This window comes from Streptomyces sp. N50, assembly GCF_033335955.1.
In the GTDB taxonomy this organism is placed as follows: Bacteria; Actinomycetota; Actinomycetes; order Streptomycetales; family Streptomycetaceae; genus Streptomyces.
Window position 1 is genome coordinate 701,852 of sequence record NZ_CP137549.1, and the last position, 19,074, is coordinate 720,925.

Sequence of the window (19,074 nt, forward strand, 5' to 3'; positions counted from 1 at the left end):
CTCCAGGGGACCGTTTTCCGTCCCTATACGGGTACGGCTTTTTCACTTCTCACGCATGTACTTCATCACATTTTCCGCTACGCTCATTCGCCCTGGCTTCCTGAATTCAGGTCACCGACCTGTCGACGTACGGAAAGCCGATTTTTCTGCGCCCGGGGTGAGGGCGCATCCACACGGGGGGACCACCGATGAACACCAGACGCGGCGTCACGCACCTCCTACGCCCCTATGGACTCGACCTGCGCAACGCACTGGGCAGCCGCCGTCGCGGACGGATAGACGCGAGCCGGCTCCGGGTGACGGTCGCCGAGCAGTCCCCCGACTCGGCGGAGCTGATGACGCCCTACGTCCAGGAGGTCCGGCTCATCGCCGAACTCGCCGCCAACGACCTGCGCGGACGCCTGCTGCGCGACCGACGTGCCCTGGTGGCGGGCATCCACTCCGGCGCGGTCGCCGTGGTCACCCAGTACGAGCTGCGTCGCAGCCCGTCTCCCGCACTGCTGGACCGGTGGGGCCGCTCGGTCGCCGAATGGCGCGCGGCCGCCGCCTACTGCCGTACCCGTGCGGAGACCGTGACCGGCTCCGCCAACCTGCGCCTGGCGCACTACTGGGACGCCGTGTGGCAGCGGCAGTCCGGCCGCGACCGCAGCGCCCCGGCACGCCCCCCGGCCTGGCTGCCGGGCAAGGTCGCCCTCGACGACAGCTGGCAGCAGCCCGACACCTGGCTCACGGCGGCCTCCGGCGCCGATTCCGCGCTGACCACCGCGCTGCGCGTCCTCGACACGGGACACACCACGGGCTCCGGTCGCGCCGCGGCCTGACGCCCCCGGCCCCCACTCATACCGGACGCCGCTCCACGGGTGCCACACCGCGCCCCCCGGCGTCCGGCCCGACCCATCTCATCACCGCCGTGAAAGCGAGTCACATGAACGCATTCCATCCGGCGCGCGCGTACCGGGCCGCCCAGCCGTCCAGCGGGCACCGCGCTCCGGTCCGTCCCCGGGTCGCCCTGCTGGCCGCCTTGGCCCTGGGTCTCGCCGGCTGCTCGGGCACGCCGTGGTCCGACGGCGACAAGAGCGCGCAATCGGTGCCCTGCGGGCTGGTCGTCGACGGCTCCGGCTCCGGCACCAGCGACACCGCCGGGGTCGACGTCAAGAAGAAGCTCCAGCAGACGCTCGTCCCGTTTCTGGACGCCCGCCACTGCTCGTCGCTCGCCTACTCGCCCGTGACGAAGTCGTCCTGGACCTCGTCCTGCCGCCACTCGCCCGTCAACCTGAACCCCAAACCGGCGTCGGACACCTCGGACCCCGATGTGCTGCGCCAGAGGGCCCGGGTCACCGCGATCAATGCGGCCGTCGAAATGCTCGACTGCGCCCGGGGCCAGAACGGTTCGGACGTCCTCGGTGCCCTCGCCCGCATCGCCCAGACCCTGCGCGAGAGCCAGGGCACCGCGGCGGACGGCGCCAGCGTCCTCGCGGTCAGCGACTTCGAGCAGGCCGACTCGGAGTTCCATATCTCCAAGGAGCCGCTGGCCACCGGCGCCGAGCGCACCAAGGCCGTGAACAAGCTGCTGAGCGGCCGCAAGCTCCCCGCCCTGCGCGGCATGGACCTCTACACGGTCGGCTACGGCAAGAGCCCGACCCGCAAACCCTCCACCTATGAGGGCTTCGACCAGTTCTGGACCAACATCCTCACGACCCGGGCGAGGGCGCATGTCCACCACGACTACGAGTAGTGACCCCGAAGAGCCCGCACCGCGGCGCTCGACCATCGACCGCGTACTGCGCCGCGAAGACGGCTCACGGCGCGGGCCCTTCTCCACCTTCGGCCGCCAGCCCCGCACCGGGGCCGACCGGCGGCGGATGCCCCTGGTCCTCAGCGACCGCGCCCAGCGGCAGCTTGTCGACCGGGCCCGCCTGCAGGGCTCCGAGGACGGTAACGGCCGTGCGCTCGACGTCGTCGTCCTCGCCAGCGGCGTCCTGCCTCCCTACGCCGCCGAACTCGCCGCCCGCCGCGACCTGGTGCGCGACCTGATGGAGGAGGAGGCAGCCGACGACGAGACCCGCGCCGCCCGCGAGGACGCGGACGCCCGCAACCGGTTCGTCCGGGAGGAGGCGGCCGTCACCCTCGCCCAGACCAGGCTGGTGGAGGCGGAGCATGATGTCCGCCGCGCCCGCGAGCAGCTCGATCTGCTCGCCCAGCGCTCGATGCGCTGGCAGCGGCTGCGCGACGCGGTGCGTGAACGCTTCGAGCGGTCCCGCTCCGGCGCCCCGGCGCACCCCGGCACCGCCGGGGCCAAGAGCGGCCCCGACGCCGAACCACCCCTCGACCACGACTCCGATGAAGATGACGACGAGTTGGACGGCCGGTCGTTCCGTCCGCTGGCGGCCGATCCCCACCCGGCGGCGCCCGCCGCGAGCACCGTCCCCGCGTCCGTCGAGGGCTGGGAGGGACTGCGCGCGAGGGCCGCGATGCCCGAGCGGTTGGTCCTGCTCCTGCTCGCCCTGGTTTTCGCGGTCGAAGTGCCCATCTACTGGGTGGCGTTCCGGCCCTTCCACGGCGTGGGCTCGTCCGGCTCGGGCCTCCTCAACACGACGCTGGCGCTCTCGGTGGCCATGCTCATGCTGACAGTGCCGCATATGGCCGGCCGCGCGCTGCGCGAACGGGGTGCGACGGGAGCCAGCCGCCCCGCCGCCCCCGCCGCTCTGCTCTTCCTCTGCGTCTGGGTGGCCTGCACGGTCACCCTGGGCGTCCTGCGCGCCCGGACCGTCCTGGCCAAGGAACCGGTGGAGCAGGCCACCGGCGCCGCCGCCGGATTCGACGGCCTGTCCACGAACGTCCCCAGCCTCGCGGACCGGCTCGACCTCCAACCGCAGACCGTCTACTGGATGTTCATCGCGCTCCTCCTGCTGTCCGGCGGCATCGGCTTCCTGGCCGGGCTGCTGCGCGAGCATCCGTACGTCGACAGCTTCCGCTCCGCCCTGGAGCGCCGCGACCAGCGGGGCGGCGAACTCGCCGCCGCGCACGCCCGGTTGGCGGCCGTACAGGCGTGGGTGGACTCGTCCGGCGACCGGGCGGACCAGCGCAGGCGGGCCGTGGACGCCCGGCTGCGGGCCGCGGACGAGTTGTACGAGGTGGCGGCGGAGGCCCACCGGCACGGTCTCACCTCGGCGGCGGCCGATCCGGCGATCACCGAGGCGGCCCACAAGCGGACCGAGTCCGGAGCACCGCTCCTGCCCCCAACCACCACCCGGCGCCCGCCCGCACCGCGTCGCTGACCCATCCCCGCGCCCGTTCCGTCCGGCCGCTTCCCACGAGATGCGGTCGGCGGGACGGGCCGGCGCGTTCCCCGGCACTCGTCCCCTTCGTCCGCGCAACGCGCCGACAGCCGATCGGTGACGGGCTTGGGGACCTAGCGGACCGGCCTGTAGGCGCGGACCCAATTCTCGCCGCCACGCTGCTCGACCAGGCCGAGCAGCGCGACCGGACCGGAGTCCTTCAGGAGCTGGACCACGGCGGCGCGGGCGGTCCCGTCCTCGGCACCATGGCCGTGCGGCCCCCGGCTCACCCGAAGGAACTCGTTCGGGAGGATGCGTTGCACGACATCGACGACATAGGCCTCTTCCTCGGCTGGACGTCGGCAGGAGCACCCCTCGTGTGCACGAGCTCAACTCCCACCGGGAAGAAGGTCTTCGACCAGCAGCTGCCCAACTGCGAGCCGAAGCTGCGCGATCCCGCCTCCCGCACCTACCCGCCGCCGCAACTCTGTGTTGTTCGCCATGCTCCGCGACGTCGCTTCCTACGAACCCGACGCCTCGTTCGACGAAACACAGAGGCACCCCGTGCCCACTCGACTCCCACACTGAGGTACCTCCGCTCCAGCGGAGACGCCCCTCACCTTCTCGCTCTCGCTGGACCAGCCTGGAGGGTTGGATTCGCGCTATCCGTACCAAGATCCGGGCCAAACCCGGGCCAAGCGTCACTCACTGTCAGTGATTGAAGGTGATTCAGCAGGCCAGGAACGTACAGATCGTGTACCACCAGCGGACCAACCCGACACGATGGCTACCCAGCCACGGACCACATTGCGCCGGAAGCATCACCCCGCGAGCCGCGAAAGGGTCCTCGCGTCGGCAGGAGCGGGCCTGCCGACGTTGACGAGTTGCCGAGAGGACAGCGGCTCGGAAATGGCCGGGCAAGCAGGCCGCCACGAGCAGCCCACCCGAGCTCCCGACGCTCCCTGTCCGGTCAGGTCCGGTCCATGCTCTGCGCGTATCCCAACGTGCTTATTCTGTCGCGGAGTTGTCCGGAGGTGTATACGAGGCGAGGTAGAGCCAGCCCTCGGTCGTGGGGTTGTAGGTGATGTCGCCGACGATCTTCGTTCCGGGACGGGTGGCGGTGAAGTCCCGGCCGATCAGGTCGGGCGATGCCGCGTTCCCGGCATGACCCGTGCCACCCGCTTGCGGTTGACCGGTTGACCGGTCGGCCCAGCCGGCGCAGTTCGGCGGTGACGCGCGGGACGCCGTAGTTCCGCCGGGATGCGATGTGGATCACCGTGATCTCGTGTGTCAGGGCCTCGTCGGCCCGCCGCCTCGCCTCGCGGGCCTCGGCTCCGGCCACCCACGCGTAGGTACGTGGAGCGGGTCGTCTTCATCACCTTGCACGGCGGCACGACCGTGCGGTTCGCCTTCTTTGGAGGACCGGAGAATCGATCAGCGTCTCGGGCGGCCAGTGCGGAGGCGTTTGCACAGCGCGCGGGGGATCACTTTCCATCAGGTGGTGCAGACGGACCGGTAGATCGTCTCGTGGCTGATCTCCATCCCCGGGTCGTCACCGTGATGCTGACGCAGGTGGCCGACGATCAGTTCCGGCACCGCTTCTCCCTCCGCAGGGTCAGTACCGCCTGCCGCAGCGCGGGCCTGCGGGCGAGCAGGCACTGCTTCGGACGCCGGGCACGGCCAAGTGCCCGTTCTTACGCGGTGCGGGAGCGATCCCTCCATGGTGCTTGAGGACGGTGGACACCGAGCCGGTCGGCTTGTCGTACGGCTCGGGGCACCCCTGAACCGACGACACCGGCCGTGACCGTCACGGCCGGGCGCGGTGACACGCCGCCCCGGCCCATTCGTCGAACTGCTGCGTCACTCGCCCTCTGGTTCGCCGCGGGGCACGGGAGTTCGGCAGAAGGCACCGTCATGGACCAGGTCGGGCCCTGCCTCCCGCGGGGAGCCGATGCCGGTCAAGGCCATCGCGTCCACAAGTTCGTCGGTCACGATCCGCAACAACCGTGCCACCCCCTTCTCCTGACCTGCCGCCAGGGCGTGCAGGACCGGCCGTCCGAGGAACGCCGCGTCCGCCCCCAGCGCGAGTGCGGCCAGGATGTCGGCGCCGTGCCGGACTCCCCCGTCGACGAGGACGGGGCACGCGCCCGCGACAGCCGCCACGACTTCGGGCAGCGCCTCCAGCGTCGCGGGCGCGCCGTCGAGCTGGCGGCCGCCGTGATTGGAGACCACGATGCCGTCCACGCCCGCGTCAAGGGCCGCCAGTGCGTCCCGGGCCGTGAGAATGCCCTTCACGAGGAGAGGAAGGGAGCTGACGGAACGCAGCCACGCAACGACGGACCAGTCGAGTGACGGGTCGAATTCGGCGAGAGCGTGCCCGGTGGGCGATGCGTAGCCGTCGCCGGTGAGGTTGGCCGGTGCGATCCCGGCCGGCAGCCGGAAGTCATTGCGCAGGTCGCGCAGTCGACGGCCCAGGCGGGGCGCGTCGACCGTGAGGACAAGGGCCTCGAAGCCGGCACGTTCCGCCCGTTCGATGAGTCGTCGTGTCGTCGTACGGTCCCGGAAGCAGTACACCTGCAGCCAGCAAGGGGACGCGACCGCGGCGATGTCCTCGAAGGTGCGGCCCGCGAAGGTGCTCACGACAAGCGGAACACCGGCCGGTCCGGTGGCCCGGGCTGTGGCGACCTCGCCTTCCGGGGCGGCCAGGGTGTGGTAGGCCATGGGCGCCACACCCGTCGGCGCCGCCCAGGTGCGACCGAGAATCCGGGTCTCGGTGACGGGCAGTCCCGCACCGCTGAGTACCCGTGGCCGCAGCCATGTCCGCTCGAAGGCTTCGACATTGGCCCGGAGCGTCCGCTCCCGCCCCGCGCCCCCCGCCAGGAAATCCCAGACACCCGGATCCATCCGAGCCCGGGCGGGTCCGGCGAAGTCGTCCGCGGTGAGGGCTTCCGCCACCGCGGAGGCCAGGCTGTCCAGGGTCATTCAGCGGCCAGCCGGTCGCGCTCCACCGCTTCGTAGAGGGCGCGGATGTTGGCGCTGCCGAAGCCTCGGGAGCCCCGGCGCTGGATCAGCTCGAAGAACAGCGTGTTCCGCTCATAGGGCGAACGGCTGAACAGCTGGAGGAGATAACCCCATTCGTCGCGGTCGGCGAGGACCTGAGCACCCTGCAGGTCCCCGATCTCCTCCGCCATCCCGCTGAACCGCTGGATGAGGAGTTCGTAGTAGGAGCCCGGGGTCTTCAAGAACTCCACGCCGCTGTCACGGTATTCGTGCACCGCGGGAATGATCTCGTCGACGAGGAAGGCGAGATGCTGCACACCCGGCCCCGCGTTCCGCTCCAGGAACGCGTCGAGCTGCCCGGAGCCCTTGGCCGGGTCCGGCGCGACCAGGGTGAAGGTGACACGGCCGGACGAGCTGCGGACCACGATGGAATCCATCGCCTGCCCGCCCACGTCCACGTATTCCGAGGAGTAGCGGGAGAAGCCGAGGGCGTCCCGATAGTAGTCGGCGTACTCCTCCAGCGTTCCACCCTCCAGGCAGACCGCGATGTGGTCAAGCAGCCGGATGCGGTCAGGGCCCTTGGTCGGGGCGGCCGCCTCACTGATCCAGCGGGAGTGGTCCGGCAGTCTGTCCCCGTGTCCCGCGGCGGCGGGGAGCAGGGTGTGGGAAACGCCGCCGAATCCCGACACCACGGGATGGCCCGCCTCGGAGTCGACGACCCTCACCCCGGCCGCCACCGCCGCGTCCCGGGTCGCGGCGACGTCGTCGCACGTCATGGCGATGTCTGCGATCCCGTCCCCGTGCGTGTCGAGGAACTTCCAGGTCGCAGGACCCGAGGAGACGACAAGACGCACCTCGCCCTGCCGCAGAAACACCGAACTCCGTTCGCGGTCCTCGGACTTCGCCATCCGCGTGAACCCCATGGACGATACGAAGTAGTCGACGGTCGCCCGTTCATCAGTGGTGAACAGTTCGACATACGCTATGTCCTGCACTGCCATGTTGAAAACCTTCCCGCCAACAGATCGGCCGTGGGTCGCGACGAATAGATCGCTCGACGGACGACAGGCGCATGCCAGGAATTAAATGCTCGACGCATTGACGACTCGCAGGACGTGATGACGACTCGAATGCGGCCCGGCAGACAAAAGACGTCCTGCAGCACTATGGCGCGAGAGTCCGCCGTCCATCAATGTCTGCAGGAAATGGGTCGCACTGCGCTCGGTCGCGCGGGAACCGGCTGAACTGTCGGTGATCGAAGCAAAGTCACCCAACGCCTTGTCCGGGCCGCACGGACAATGATGATCTACCGGCAGCCGGCCGCAGATTGAGCACGGGTAATCTCCTGTACTCGCTCATCCAATTCCAGGGAGAACTCCAGCCATTTGTCAGCGCACTGCCGTGCCAGTTCCACGACGAGGGACCCGCAGTGCGACGGCACCGCATCGCTCAGCGCGCTCCACTGCCGCTCGAGCACCGCGTTCTGCTGCAGCAGACGCAACAGGTGCCGACCCTCTTCCCGCTGACGCAGAGAGGGATCTCGCAGCAGCTTCACCAGCAGCTCGTCCGGATCCGGGAGCGGCAGCGGCCTGGCGTGCTCCGGGACGGACCGAACCGATTCGGTCCGTACGTCCTCGGCACCGTCGGCATCGGCCACGGGGGGCAGGTGCCCCTCCGGGGGATGGCCGGACGCGAGCCGCCGGCGGACATCACTGACGGTCGCAGGGGAGATCCCGGCGATCCGGGCCACCTGACGCAGCGAGGCCTCCGGATGTTCGGCGAGGACCCGGGCCGCCCGCAGCCGGCCGCCCGCGCTGCCCACGGGCCGCGCCCGGCCGTCCCTGCCGACCCGCACGTTCAACTGCGGCAGTGCCTCACTCAAACGACGGCGGATGGCCGCGACGGACTTGGCCCCCAGCCCCGCGGTCAGCGCGATCGCCCGGTCGGACATGTGCGGGTGCGAGATGATGACCCGCTCCGCCGCGGCCCGCCGGTCAGCCCTCGACAGCGGAAGCCCGTGAGCCATGTTCTCCGCGACGGAGCGGAGGAACGCTTCCTCGACGGTGCCGTCGAAGAAATGAACCTCAATGGTTTCCCGGCCGGTGGACAAGGCAGCCAGAATCCGGTGCATCCCGTCGATCACCTGCATCGTGCGACGGTTCACGAGAATGGGCGGTAGCGGTTGCTCGATTTCCGCAAGGCGAGCGACATGTTCCACGTCCTGCCCCTGGGAGCGCGGTGAGTCGCCGAGCATGAGCAATGCAATGGGTACGGTCGCGTGCTGCCTGCCGCCGGGCCCCGAGGGATCGTCGCCATCGGGGTGACCGACAGCCGATGAATGATGTCCGGAGTGAGCGTCCTCTCGCAACACAACCCCCTATGAACCGGAAATCACCAATTCACCCCCTGGTGACGGAAATACGCGAACCACTGATGCCAAATAAATGCGGTGCACGTCGGCACAGAATTGCATCCGACACAAGGGTTCAGATCTGATCACCCCCCACTTCATTGTTACCGCCCACCAGCATGCTGTCGAGATCTTCGGCCTCAATTCGACGCCAGGAGCGGCAATTCACAGCAACGACATTTGGGTGATCTTGGAAAAAGCGCCCCGTCCAGGCACATGGGGCGGCGGGGGCCCACCACTCCGGCGCTCCGCAGCACGGGCCGGCGCCAAGTCCGCGCCCCACATGGTCAGTTGACGAGCCGTTTGCAGCAGCAGAGGGCTGTGGCAAGTCCGAGAAAGGCGAGGTGGTTGCGGGGATGACACTCGTAGCGGAGGCCGAGTCCGCGGCAGCCGGTCAGCCAGGACACGGTCCGCTCCATCACCCACCCGCGGCGGCCGAGCCGTTCACTGGACTCGGTCCCATTGCCGGCAATCCGGACTCCGATGCGTTTGCCCCACAGTCATCGTCGCAGGCCCAGGTGGAAACCGGGACAGCATCGGCTGCGGAGCGAGACTTTCGTGAGTGTTGGCCGCGGACAGCCCGATGCGCAGGGGCAGTCCGTTCGCATCCGACAGGACATGCGTCCTGGAACCAGGCCCACCTCGGTCCACCGGGCTCGGACCTGCGAGTTCGCCACCTTTTCAGCGCGGATGTAAGGCGAGTCGAGTACCGCACGGGACAGGCCGACCAGGTCTTGTCCGTCCAGGAGTTGGAGAACCTTCCGGTGCGGCCGTCCCCGGACCCCGGCGCGGGACCAGCCGGCGAAGTGGCGGTGCACGGTCGGCTTCGATGCTCCGAAGCACGGTGGCAGCGCCCGCCACACACAGCCGCCGACCACGACGTGGATGATCGTGGCGAACACCGCCTCGTCAACGGTGTTCGCCACCCCGCCGTCCTGCGGACGCGCTCAGGCCGGCGGCGGCAACGGCCTTGCCGACCCCCACAAGACGTCCGGCCAGGTGGTTCAGCCCTCCACCCAGCCGTGCTTCCGCGCGTACTGCGTCAGCTCCCGGCGAATCTGCATGATCTGAGCTCCCGTCAGGGACGGTGTCGCATGGAGCAGAACCTCTGTGACCTCCGTGGTGAACTCGTCCGCGCGCAGCACGTCACACATCGGCTCGTCCCCGCTCACTGCTCTGACCGCAATGGCCTCGCCGCCTGGGCGCCCAGGCGGCGAGGTCAGCAGCTGAGCACCTTCGGCAAGCCGTATCGACGAGGCCTTCGGCCCGCGGTCACCCTCCTCGACCTCGAACTCGACGGCCAGCCCGGGCCGAACGGCGGATTCAGCAATGAGGAGGTCGTTCACATGGAGGAACACGTCCTCCTCACCCTGTTCGGGGGCGATGAACCCGTAGCCTCGCGCACTGTCGAACCGCACCACGCGCCCAACAACCACATCAACCCCCACCGACTCGGGCCCTCACTCGAAGAAATCCGAAATATAACCCAGCCGCGCCCCGACGTGCGCCCCGCGGGACAGACGGCACAGTGGCTCCGGTCACTCGCCCACCGCCGCGCTGCGCGTGGACTGCAGTTGCTCGTCGATCTTCTGGGCGAACTCCAGCCAGGTCTCGGCGTACTGCCGGGCGAGCGTCACGACCAGCGCGCCGCAGTGCGGCGGGACCACCGCGGTCAGCTCGGAACTCTGCTGCATTCCCACGGCGTTCTGTTGCAGCAGCCGCAGCAGAACGCGCCCCTCTTCCTTGTGCCGTAGCGACGGGTCCCGCAGCAGCTTCTTCAGCACCGAGGAGGGGTCCGCCTGTACCAGGCGCATCCTCCGTTCGCCCTTCGGCCTCACGACCGGCGGCGGGGCGGATGCGACCCCGGTGTCACCCGGCTTCTCGCGCTCGGTCACCGGCGCCTCGCCGGCCTCCAGCCGCTTGCGTACATCGCTCACCGTGGCGGGGGAGATCCCGGCGAGCCGTGCCACCTCGCGCAGCGAGGCCCCCGGGCGCTCGACGATCAGTTCGGCGGCCCGGCGCCGCCCCGCCTCGCTGTTCAGCGGACGGACCTTGCCGTCCCTGCCGACGCGGGCGTGCAGGAGCACCACGTCGGAGGAGCGCCGCCGGATCGCCGCCACCGTCTTGGCCCCCAGGCCCGAGGCGCGCGCTATCGCCCGGTCCGACATCTGCGGATGGGAGGAGATGATGCGGGCGGCCGCGGCGCGGCGATCGGCCTGCGACAGCGGCAGACCGTGCGTCACATTCGCCTGGACAGCACAGAGGAAAGCGTCCTCGCTGCTACCGTAAAAGAAATTTACGGCAATTTTCTCATGACCCCTGACGAAGGAAGCCATAAGACGGTGCATTCCATCGATCACACGCATGGTTCGCCGGTCCACGAGAATCGGTGGAAACGGCGTATCCATGTCGGCAAGGCGTGCGACATGCTCCGCGTCCAGACCGTCCGAACGAGGAGAATTGCCAGGAAGTAAGGAAGCTATAAGAACTTCCTGAGGGCCGGTCTCACCGGCCTGTTCGACAGGAATCTCCACTCTGGCGGAATGACGCAGACCTCTGGACAGCTCATTCACCATGTTCACCCCGTTGGATAGCAGAACATCTGATGCTCGCGAGAATGACTCAATGGATCGGTTCGGCGGGCTCGTGGCAGCAACGCGCCGCAGTGGCCGACAGCACTGGAAACGGAATTAACAATTCCGAATACGTGTCTTGAGTAGACCGGACCGGCATCCTCCGGTTCAGGCACTCCTGCGGCTCCATCTCGGCCAGTGATCTCCGAGAAACCTATTGACCTCGAACCGCAGCCTCCCCCCGGAGTAGCCCCGCCCGCGATGTTTTCGATCGGTTACTGGCCATCCTCCTACGCCACATGACCATTGTCGAGCCATCAGGACTCCACATGAAACAGCTTTGCAAAGCGCCACGGGACTTTACTCATGCCCTGTGTGTCCATGATGTTCGCGTTCACCCAGCAGCCGGGTGCGACCCCGTATCCCTCAGCCGCGGGTAAACGGTTGACGGCTAAACAGATAGTTGCGCACATCCGCAGTTACACGGGTGACCGGTTCCCAGTTCCCGTCGGACCAGCAATACATGGCGTATCCAAGCGACTGGGTGAGGCTACGGACGAGGTCGGTGGACTTCAGCGTCCGCGTCGCCAGTTGCCTGTCCTCGATCTCCAGCAACAGCGCCGGCCGGTCGCGCAGCAGCGTGCTGAAGGCGCCCATGAGGACATCGGTGTTGGCGTCAGCGACATTGGCCTTGATGAAGTCGACCTTCTGCAGCCCTTCTTGCCGGCACAGTGCGTCGACCGTGGACCCCACCCGGGGTATCACGGGAACGATGCGCGGCAGGTCTTCCGCGCAGCGGACCTGCCGCATGCGGCGCCGCGGCTGTCCGGCGCCTTCGCGGCCGGTCAGCGGGCCGGGCACATGGGGCGAGTACACGACGACCTTGCCGCAGCCGGCCATGAGGGAGATGGCAACGCTCCAAAGGGACCGGTCCGGCCTGTCCGGCGGCTCCGCCGTATAGACCTGTCCCGTAGGACCGGCGAGCGAGGCCAGCACCCAGGTGTACACACCGCACTCCGCGCCGATGTCCAGACACACGGAGCCCGGGCGCACCACCTGGTGCAGGCCCGCCACCTCCGGGTCCACCCAGCGCCACCGCCCGGCAGCCCAGCGCAGGGCGAGCGCGACCGACGTGCCGCGGGTCGGCCGGTGCCGCCGGCCTTCCCGGGCGGGAGGCAGCTCCGGACCCGGGTGCGAGCGCTGGTCCGTCATCGACACCCCGCTCCAAGCCGGTCGACGCGGCAGCCCGCTCCGCCAGAGTCACGTCCCACGCAGCATCTGTCCTTCCGGTCAAACGGCCGCGTCGACGGGAAGGGCTCCACGGGCGACCTGGTGACGGATCCAGGCTAGAGGCCGCCCACGACCAGGGACATCCGCCGAGGCGCCTACTCCGTCTAAGCCCGCGGACTGCGGACAACCGTGGCGTCAGCCCAGAGGTTTACTCCCACGGGACGACAGCCCTACTGAACACGCCAGCCGTTGGCGCGAAGTGCTTCTTCGAGCACCGTCGTGGAGCGCTGGTCCACGCTCAGATGGACCAGGCCGGCCAGCTGGCCGGCGGAGTGCTCAAGGCGGACGTCCTCGATGTTGACGCCGGAGCGGTCGGCGTCCGTGAACAGGCGGGCCAGCTGGCCCGGCTGGTCGCCTATGAGTACCCCTACGGTCCGGTACCGGACCGTAGGGGTACCGCGCTTCCCGGCGATACGGCCCCGGCCGGCCCTGCCGCGGCTCAGCAGCTGACGCACCGTCCGCCTGCCCTCACCGCGCTTGGCCTCGTCGGTCGCCGCCAGGGCACGCAGGCCGGCGACGGCGTCGTCGAGGTCCAGGGCCAGCTCTTCGAGGATGTCCGCCACGACAGACGCGTTGGCGGACAGGATGTCGACCCACAGGTCCGGGTCTCCACCGGCGACCCGGGTGAGGTCCCGGATGCCCTGGCCCGCGAGGCTCACCGCGCGCTCCTCCGCCTGCTCCAGGCGCAGAGCGACCAGGCTGGCCACCAGGTGAGGGGTGTGGGAGACGAGGCCGACCGCCCGGTCGTGCTCGACCGCACCCATCACGACCGGCGTCGCGCCGCACAGCGCGACCAGTTCGAGTGCCGTGTTGAGCGTCTCCGTGCTGGTGTCGGCTGTCGGGGTGAGAACCCACGTACGCCCCTCGAACAGGTCCGCCCGGGCTGCGAACGGACCACTGCGCTCCCCTCCGGCCATGGGGTGACCGCCGATGTAGCGGCTGGTGCGGCAGGCAAAGCTGAGGACGTCCTCCTGCGGTCCCGCTTTGACGCTCGCGACATCCGTGTAGTGCTCTGCCAGGTTGTGCGCCTGCACGTCGGCCAGCACGCTGCCGACCAGTGCGGGGGGCACGGCCATCACCGCGAGGTCCACCGGTCCGTCCTGCGGTTCCGTCACCCCCGCTCCGCGCGAGGCCGCGATCCGTGCCGCCGCGGGGTCCACGTCCCGCAGGTGCACCCTGACGCCCTGCGCGTTCAGCGCGAGCGCCACGGAGGTGCCGATGAGTCCGGTGCCGACCACAACTGCAGAGCGCATGAGGCTACTTCTTTCTCCGACGGGTCGGCGGCCACGGTCCGGGCACGCGGGCGGGATTCATCCGGCGGCCAGCCGGTCGTGGTCCATCACTTCGTACAGAGCCCGGATGTCGGCGCTGTCGAACCCGCCGGAGCCCCGTCGCTGGACGATCTCGAAGAGCAGGGTGTCGCGCCGGTAGGGGGAACGGCTGAACAGCCGCAGGCTGTCGGCCCGGGTGTCGTGGCACACGCCCGCGCTGCCGGTGAACTCCACTCCCCTGCAGCGGAATTCGCGTGCGGCGGGGACGATCTCCTCGACGAGGAAGGCGACGCGCTGGACGCCCGGACCACCGTTCCTGGCGAGGAACGTATCCGGTCCGCCGGTGCTCTCCGCCGGATCGGAGCCGGCCAGGGTGAGCGTGACACCTCCGGCAGCACTGCGGACGACGATCGGACTCGTCCCGTACGCCGGTGGATCCTGCGCGAACCCGAAGGCGGCCCGGTAGAAAGCGGCCTGGCCTTCCAGGTCGCGCCCGTCGAGGCGGAACGCGATGTGGTCGAGGGCCCGGACGCGCTCGGCCGGCCGGCCGGGGCGCTGCGCCATGGTGACCCATCGGTGGCCCGGCGGCAGCCCGGTCGCCGGGTCGGTGGCGGCGGGCAGCAGTGTGTGGGTGACGTCTCCGCAGCCCGAGAGGATGGGGTTGCCCCGTGTCGAGCCGACGAGTCGCGCGCCCGCCCGGCCGGCCCTCTCCCAGGCCGCGGCGACATCCTCACAGGTCATCGCGATGTCGGCGATGCCGTCGCCGTGGTTGTCCAGGAACTTCCAGGTGGCGGGGCCGGACGTGACGATCAGGTGCACCGCGCCCTGCCGCAGCAGCACGGAACTCCGGTCGGGCCCGACCGAGTCCGCCACGCAGGCGAAGCCCAGTGCCGAGACGAAGTAGTCGACGGCTGACTGCTTGTCCTTGGCGTACAGCTCTACGTACGCGATGTCGCGCACGGTCATGGGTGTCCCCCTGCGAAGAGTGCGGAAAATGTGGAGCTGTGCCGTCCGGGCCGGTCCTCTCGGTCAACGCCTCACGGCGGAACGGCGGTTGACGGCCGAAGGCCGCCCGTCGGCACGGCCCCGGTCAGCCTTCGGCCGTATCTGAGGTAGGGCCTGCTTCTGCTCCGTCGTCGAACGGATTCGTCACCACGTTGTCCTTTCTCGGGTGCGTGAGTGCGTGTGTGCGTGAGTACGTACATGCGTGAACAGGCGCGTGAATCCGGGTGTTCAACTGCCTCCGCGCGGCACTTGAACACCCGCCCGGTCAGCCGGCGTCGGGCCCGGGACCCGTTTCCGGGCCCACCAGTTGGGGCTCAGGGCGGATCTGCTCGGCGAACTGGGTGCGGTAGAGGTCCGCGTAGAGACCGCCTGCCGCCAACAGCTCCTCGTGCGTACCGCTCTCGCCGATCCGGCCATCTGCGACGACCAGGATCTGGTCGGCGTCGCGGACGGTGGAGAGACGGTGCGCGATCACCAGCGACGTACGGCCGGCCAGCGCGGTCTTGAGAGCGCGCTGGATCGCCGCCTCCGACTCGGAGTCCAGGTGTGCGGTCGCCTCGTCGAGGACGACGATCGGCGGCGCCTTCAACAGCAGCCTGGCCAGCGCGATCCGCTGCTTCTCACCGCCGGAGAGGCGATAGCCGCGATCGCCGACCACGGTGTCGAGACCGTCGGGGAGCCCGCTGATGGTGTCCCAGATCAGCGCTGCCCTGCACGCCTCGACCAGCTCCTCCTCCGCCGCTTCCGGGCGGGCGTACGCGAGGTTGGCGCGCAGCGTGTCATGGAAGAGGTGTGCGTCCTGGGTGACGACGCCGACGGTGTCCCGCAGCGACTGGAGGGTCAGGTCGCGGACGTCGTGGTCGCCGATGCGCACGGTTCCCGCGATCGGGTCGTACAGACGCGGTACGAGATGGGTGATGGTGGTCTTGCCCGCACCGGAGGGGCCGACCAGAGCGGTGAGCTTTCCCGCCGGTGCGCGGAAGGTCAGTCCCTCCAACGTCAAGGCGTTGTCGGTCCGTTCCGCCCTGCGCAGCGCGATCGACTCCAGCGAGGCGAGGGACACCTCCTTGGCGGTCGGATACCGGAAGGAGACGTGGTCGAACTCGATGTCGGGCGCGTGCTTCCCGGCGGTCAGCGGCCTGGCGTCGGGTCGCTGAGCGACGATCGGCTTCAGGTCGAGCACCTCGAAGACCCGGTCGAAGCTGACGAGCGCGATCATCGCGGTCGACTGCATCGTCGTCAGCTGGTTGATCGGCCCGTAGAGCCGCATCAACAGCGTCACCATGGCCACCAGGGTGCCGATCTCGAGCGTGCCGGAGATGGTCAGGATGCCCCCCAGGCCGTAGACCAGGGCGGTGGTCATGGCGGTGAGCAGCGAGACGATGATGAACAGCACCCGTCCCCAGACGACCGAGGCGGCGGCGACGTTTCGCACCCGGGCCGCCTTGTTCGCGAACAGATCGGACTCGTCCGCCGTACGGCCGTACAGCTTGGCCAGCATCGCCCCCGAGACGTTGAACCGCTCGTTCATCATCGAGCTCATCTCGGCGTCCAGTTGCATCGTCTGCCGAGTGAGCCGCTGGAGCCGGCGCGCGATCAGCCGTACGGGAATCAGGAAGAACGGGATCATCACCAGTGCGGCGAGAGTGATCTGCCACGACAGATAGAACATCGCGGCCAGCACGAGGACCAGCGTCAGGAGCGTGGAGATCGACTGGGAGAGAAGGGTCGTGACGGCTTGCCGGGCGCCGATGACATCGGCGTTGAGCCTGCTGACCAGGGCGCCGGTCTGTGCGCGGGTGAAGAACGCCAGCGGCTGCTCCTGCACGTGCGCGAACACCTGTGTGCGCAGTTCGTACACGATGCCCTCGCCGACCCTGCCCGAACACCAGCTCTGGACGTAGACGGCCAGCGCGTCGAAGAGGGCGAGGCCCGCGATGGCCACGCACATCCACACCACGTACGAGCGGTCCTTGGGCTGGATGCCGTCGTCAATGATCATCTTGAGCATCAGCGGGGTGGCGACCGCGATGCCCGCGTTGACGACCGTGGTCGACATCAGCAGGACCAGCGGCCAGCGGAACTGCTTCGCGTACGGCAGGATCCGCCGCACCGTCCCGGGCTTGACCCGCTCCCGCGTGATCGATTCGTCGTCCAGCCGCAGCCCTGCCGGGCCCAGCGCGGGACCCCCGCCACCCATCATGGACACGGAAACCTGCCTCGCTCTCTCGTTGGCACACGTCGAAACGCGCTGCTCAGTACTTGTTGAGGAACTCGATGAGGGCCGAGTTGACCTCGTCAGGGCGTTCCAGATAGCCGAGGTGACCGCAGTCGGCGATTTCCACGAGGTCGCAGTCGGGGATGGCGTCGGCCACCTCCGCGACCAGATGCGGGGGACAGATGAGATCGTCGGTGAAGGCGATCGCGCGGCACGGCACCGTGATCTCGCGCAGCGCCGCGCGCCGGTCCCCGAGGCGTTCGACGGCCGAAGCCTGTCCCGTACCGCCGTTGCCGACACCGGTCAGTTCGAAGAGCTCCAGCCATGTGGTGACGGCGGCCTCGTCGTTCAGCGTCACCGGAGAGAGCATCTCCTGGACCGTCTTCACGGCCTCGTACTTGGCCGGCAGCCGAAGGCCACTTTCCGACAGCGCTTTTTCTGAGGCGATCTGGGCCCGGCGGAATGCGTCCGACCGCCCCCTGCTCGCGATCAGGACCGCCGAGCGAACCAACTCCGGTGTGCCCAGGGCAAGTTCCTGAGCGATCATCGAGCCGAGCGAGGTCCCCACGACGTGGCAGGGACCCAGCTCCAGTCGCTCGATGAGGCCTCTGGTGTCCGCGACGAGTTCGGCGAGCGAATAGTCCCCCGCAGGCGCGTCCGTCGGCGCGATGCCCCGGTTGTCGAAGGTGACGGTCTCGTATCCGGCCCGGTTCAGGGCCGGTGTCTGATGCGTGGTCCAGACCCGGCCGGACGCCGACGAGCCCATGATGAACAGGACCGGTACGCCGCTTCCCGACCGCTGGTAGGAGAGCCGGATGCCGTTGGCGTTCACGAACGGCATGACCAGCCCGTTCTCGTAGTGGGCAAGACGCACTCCTCGTTGTAGGGCGCAGTTTCCCGGGGTGGACGGCCAGGTTCGGCGGCGAGCGACAGGCGGACTCCGCACCGAAGTCGCCGAGCGATCCGCGTGCTCTCCGCTCCGTCGCGGAACACGATGGCACCGTACGGCGACGGCGATCAATAGTGGTCGGAGGCGGTCACTTCATCGCTCCTCGGGAGTTCAACTGCGGCAGGAGCGCAGTTGGACACGGATCCGGCGGCGCCGTTCCGTCCGTGGGATGAGCATCCCTGTCCGTCCGCGGGATGACGATTCTCCCAGGGGCCGCGTCCTACGTTGAAGTGGTCAACTCAGCCCCCGCGGTTGGGTCGAGCCAAGAACCACCCACCTAGGAGCGATCCAGTGACGACGGTATCCACGGCCGTAGAGGCACCCCATGGCCCCGGCGGACCACAGGCCGCCGCCTCCGCGCGGCAGGTCACCAAGGCGTACGGTGCGGGGGAAACCCGCGTCGTCGCGCTCGACGCGGTCGATGTGGACATCGCGCTCGGCCGTTTCACCGCCATCATGGGACCGTCCGGCTCGGGCAAGTCGACGCTCATGCACTGTCTCGCGGGCCTCGACACGGTGAGCGAGGGCCGCATCTGGATCGGCGCCACGGAGATCACCGGCCTCAAGGACCGGGAGCTGACCAGGCTGCGCCGGGACAAGATCGGCTTCGTCTTCCAGGCCTTCAATCTGCTCCCGACGCTGAACGCGCTGGAGAACATCACGCTGCCGATGGACATCGCCGGCCGCAAGCCGGACCGGTCCTGGCTCGACCAGATCGTGGAGACCGTCGGCCTGGCCGACCGGCTCAGCCACCGGCCGGCGCAGCTCTCCGGCGGTCAGCAGCAGCGTGTCGCGGTGGCCCGCGCGCTCGCCTCACGTCCCGAGATCATCTTCGGGGACGAACCGACCGGGAACCTCGACTCGCGCTCCGGTGCCGAGCTCCTGACGTTCCTGCGCCGCTCGGTCGACGAGTTGCAGCAGACCATCGTCATGGTCACCCACGACCCCGTGGCGGCGAGCTACGCGGACCGGGTGCTCTTCCTCGCCGACGGCCGGATCGTGGACGAGATGGCGGCGCCGACCGCCGAATCCGTCCTGGATCGCATGGGCCGTTTCGACGGCAAGCGCACCAGCTGAACG

At 69.1% G+C, this 19,074-nt stretch carries 15 protein-coding genes and 3 pseudogenes; 5 read left to right on the forward strand and 13 right to left on the reverse strand.

Annotated features, from left to right (window positions below):
* Window positions 1–188 precede the first annotated feature (188 nt).
* From R2B38_RS03165 to R2B38_RS03175, 3 genes are all read left to right on the forward strand, one after another.
* Window positions 189–821: a hypothetical protein gene (locus R2B38_RS03165; RefSeq protein WP_318014845.1), complete on the forward strand. Its 633-nt coding sequence runs from the start codon at window positions 189–191 to the stop codon at window positions 819–821.
* Between the two features lie 104 nt (window positions 822–925).
* Complete coding sequence (locus tag R2B38_RS03170) at window positions 926–1,735, forward strand: hypothetical protein (RefSeq protein WP_318014846.1); 810 nt, start codon at window positions 926–928, stop codon at window positions 1,733–1,735.
* Complete coding sequence (locus R2B38_RS03175) at window positions 1,713–3,278, forward strand: hypothetical protein (RefSeq protein ID WP_318014847.1); 1,566 nt, start codon at window positions 1,713–1,715, stop codon at window positions 3,276–3,278. Before R2B38_RS03170 ends, R2B38_RS03175 begins: the two co-directional genes overlap by 23 nt.
* Window positions 3,279–3,412: 134 nt before the next feature.
* Here R2B38_RS03175 and R2B38_RS03180 read toward each other — a convergent pair whose 3' ends face one another.
* Complete coding sequence (locus R2B38_RS03180; protein WP_318014848.1) at window positions 3,413–3,601, reverse strand: hypothetical protein; 189 nt, start codon at window positions 3,599–3,601, stop codon at window positions 3,413–3,415.
* Between R2B38_RS03180 and R2B38_RS51260 the strand changes: the two are divergent.
* Window positions 3,545–3,730: pseudogene (locus R2B38_RS51260) on the forward strand (hypothetical protein); the annotation flags it as partial. The gene R2B38_RS03180 and the pseudogene R2B38_RS51260 overlap by 57 nt on opposite strands.
* A gap of 746 nt (window positions 3,731–4,476) precedes the next feature.
* Here the strand turns inward: R2B38_RS51260 and R2B38_RS51265 are convergent.
* The 12 genes and pseudogenes from R2B38_RS51265 to R2B38_RS03235 all read right to left on the reverse strand — a co-directional run.
* Window positions 4,477–4,620, reverse strand: a pseudogene (locus R2B38_RS51265) (IS3 family transposase); the annotation flags it as partial.
* 518 nt (window positions 4,621–5,138) lie between these two features.
* A complete protein-coding gene (locus R2B38_RS03185) occupies window positions 5,139–6,260 on the reverse strand; it encodes an alpha-hydroxy acid oxidase (RefSeq protein ID WP_318014849.1) in 1,122 nt (373 codons plus the stop codon).
* Complete coding sequence (hppD, locus tag R2B38_RS03190; RefSeq protein WP_318014850.1) at window positions 6,257–7,279, reverse strand: 4-hydroxyphenylpyruvate dioxygenase; 1,023 nt, start codon at window positions 7,277–7,279, stop codon at window positions 6,257–6,259. Before hppD ends, R2B38_RS03185 begins: the two co-directional genes overlap by 4 nt.
* A gap of 305 nt (window positions 7,280–7,584) precedes the next feature.
* Window positions 7,585–8,496 (reverse strand): transcriptional regulator, encoded by a 912-nt coding sequence (locus tag R2B38_RS03195; protein ID WP_318014851.1) that lies wholly within the window; start codon window positions 8,494–8,496, stop codon window positions 7,585–7,587.
* A gap of 479 nt (window positions 8,497–8,975) precedes the next feature.
* Window positions 8,976–9,674: pseudogene (locus tag R2B38_RS03200) on the reverse strand (transposase).
* 18 nt (window positions 9,675–9,692) lie between these two features.
* A complete protein-coding gene (locus tag R2B38_RS03205) occupies window positions 9,693–10,124 on the reverse strand; it encodes a cold-shock protein (RefSeq protein WP_411978422.1) in 432 nt (143 codons plus the stop codon).
* A gap of 102 nt (window positions 10,125–10,226) precedes the next feature.
* Window positions 10,227–10,931: a helix-turn-helix domain-containing protein gene (locus tag R2B38_RS03210; protein WP_318014853.1), complete on the reverse strand. Its 705-nt coding sequence runs from the start codon at window positions 10,929–10,931 to the stop codon at window positions 10,227–10,229.
* 756 nt (window positions 10,932–11,687) lie between these two features.
* Complete coding sequence (locus R2B38_RS03215; RefSeq protein WP_318014854.1) at window positions 11,688–12,473, reverse strand: FkbM family methyltransferase; 786 nt, start codon at window positions 12,471–12,473, stop codon at window positions 11,688–11,690.
* A 248-nt stretch (window positions 12,474–12,721) separates the two neighbouring features.
* Entirely contained in the window at window positions 12,722–13,804 is a 1,083-nt protein-coding gene (locus R2B38_RS03220) for a prephenate dehydrogenase (protein WP_318014855.1), read from the reverse strand.
* 57 nt (window positions 13,805–13,861) lie between these two features.
* Window positions 13,862–14,788, reverse strand: coding sequence for a VOC family protein (locus tag R2B38_RS03225; RefSeq protein ID WP_318014856.1), 927 nt, complete (start codon window positions 14,786–14,788; stop codon window positions 13,862–13,864).
* A gap of 304 nt (window positions 14,789–15,092) precedes the next feature.
* Window positions 15,093–17,030, reverse strand: a complete 1,938-nt coding sequence (locus R2B38_RS03230) for an ABC transporter ATP-binding protein (RefSeq protein ID WP_318021576.1) — start codon at window positions 17,028–17,030, stop codon at window positions 15,093–15,095.
* A gap of 52 nt (window positions 17,031–17,082) precedes the next feature.
* On the reverse strand, window positions 17,083–17,919 hold the full coding sequence (locus tag R2B38_RS03235) for an alpha/beta hydrolase (protein ID WP_318014857.1): 837 nt from the start codon (window positions 17,917–17,919) through the stop codon (window positions 17,083–17,085).
* A gap of 366 nt (window positions 17,920–18,285) precedes the next feature.
* On the opposite strand from R2B38_RS03235, the gene R2B38_RS03240 reads away from it, so the two are divergent.
* Window positions 18,286–19,071: an ABC transporter ATP-binding protein gene (locus tag R2B38_RS03240; protein WP_318014858.1), complete on the forward strand. Its 786-nt coding sequence runs from the start codon at window positions 18,286–18,288 to the stop codon at window positions 19,069–19,071.
* Window positions 19,072–19,074: the final 3 nt, after the last annotated feature.

Bases quoted from the DNA above. Each gene is read 5' to 3' on its own strand.
- R2B38_RS03165 (WP_318014845.1), top strand. From the start codon at position 189: ATGAACACCAGACGCGGCGTCACGCACCTCCTACGCCCCTATGGACTC.
- R2B38_RS03170 (WP_318014846.1), top strand. From the start codon at position 926: ATGAACGCATTCCATCCGGCGCGCGCGTACCGGGCCGCCCAGCCGTCC.
- R2B38_RS03175 (WP_318014847.1), top strand. From the start codon at position 1,713: ATGTCCACCACGACTACGAGTAGTGACCCCGAAGAGCCCGCACCGCGG.
- R2B38_RS03185 (WP_318014849.1), bottom strand. From the start codon at position 6,260: ATGACCCTGGACAGCCTGGCCTCCGCGGTGGCGGAAGCCCTCACCGCG.
- hppD (WP_318014850.1), bottom strand. From the start codon at position 7,279: ATGGCAGTGCAGGACATAGCGTATGTCGAACTGTTCACCACTGATGAA.
- R2B38_RS03215 (WP_318014854.1), bottom strand. From the start codon at position 12,473: ATGACGGACCAGCGCTCGCACCCGGGTCCGGAGCTGCCTCCCGCCCGG.
- R2B38_RS03220 (WP_318014855.1), bottom strand. From the start codon at position 13,804: ATGCGCTCTGCAGTTGTGGTCGGCACCGGACTCATCGGCACCTCCGTG.
- R2B38_RS03225 (WP_318014856.1), bottom strand. From the start codon at position 14,788: ATGACCGTGCGCGACATCGCGTACGTAGAGCTGTACGCCAAGGACAAG.
- R2B38_RS03230 (WP_318021576.1), bottom strand. From the start codon at position 17,030: ATGATGGGTGGCGGGGGTCCCGCGCTGGGCCCGGCAGGGCTGCGGCTG.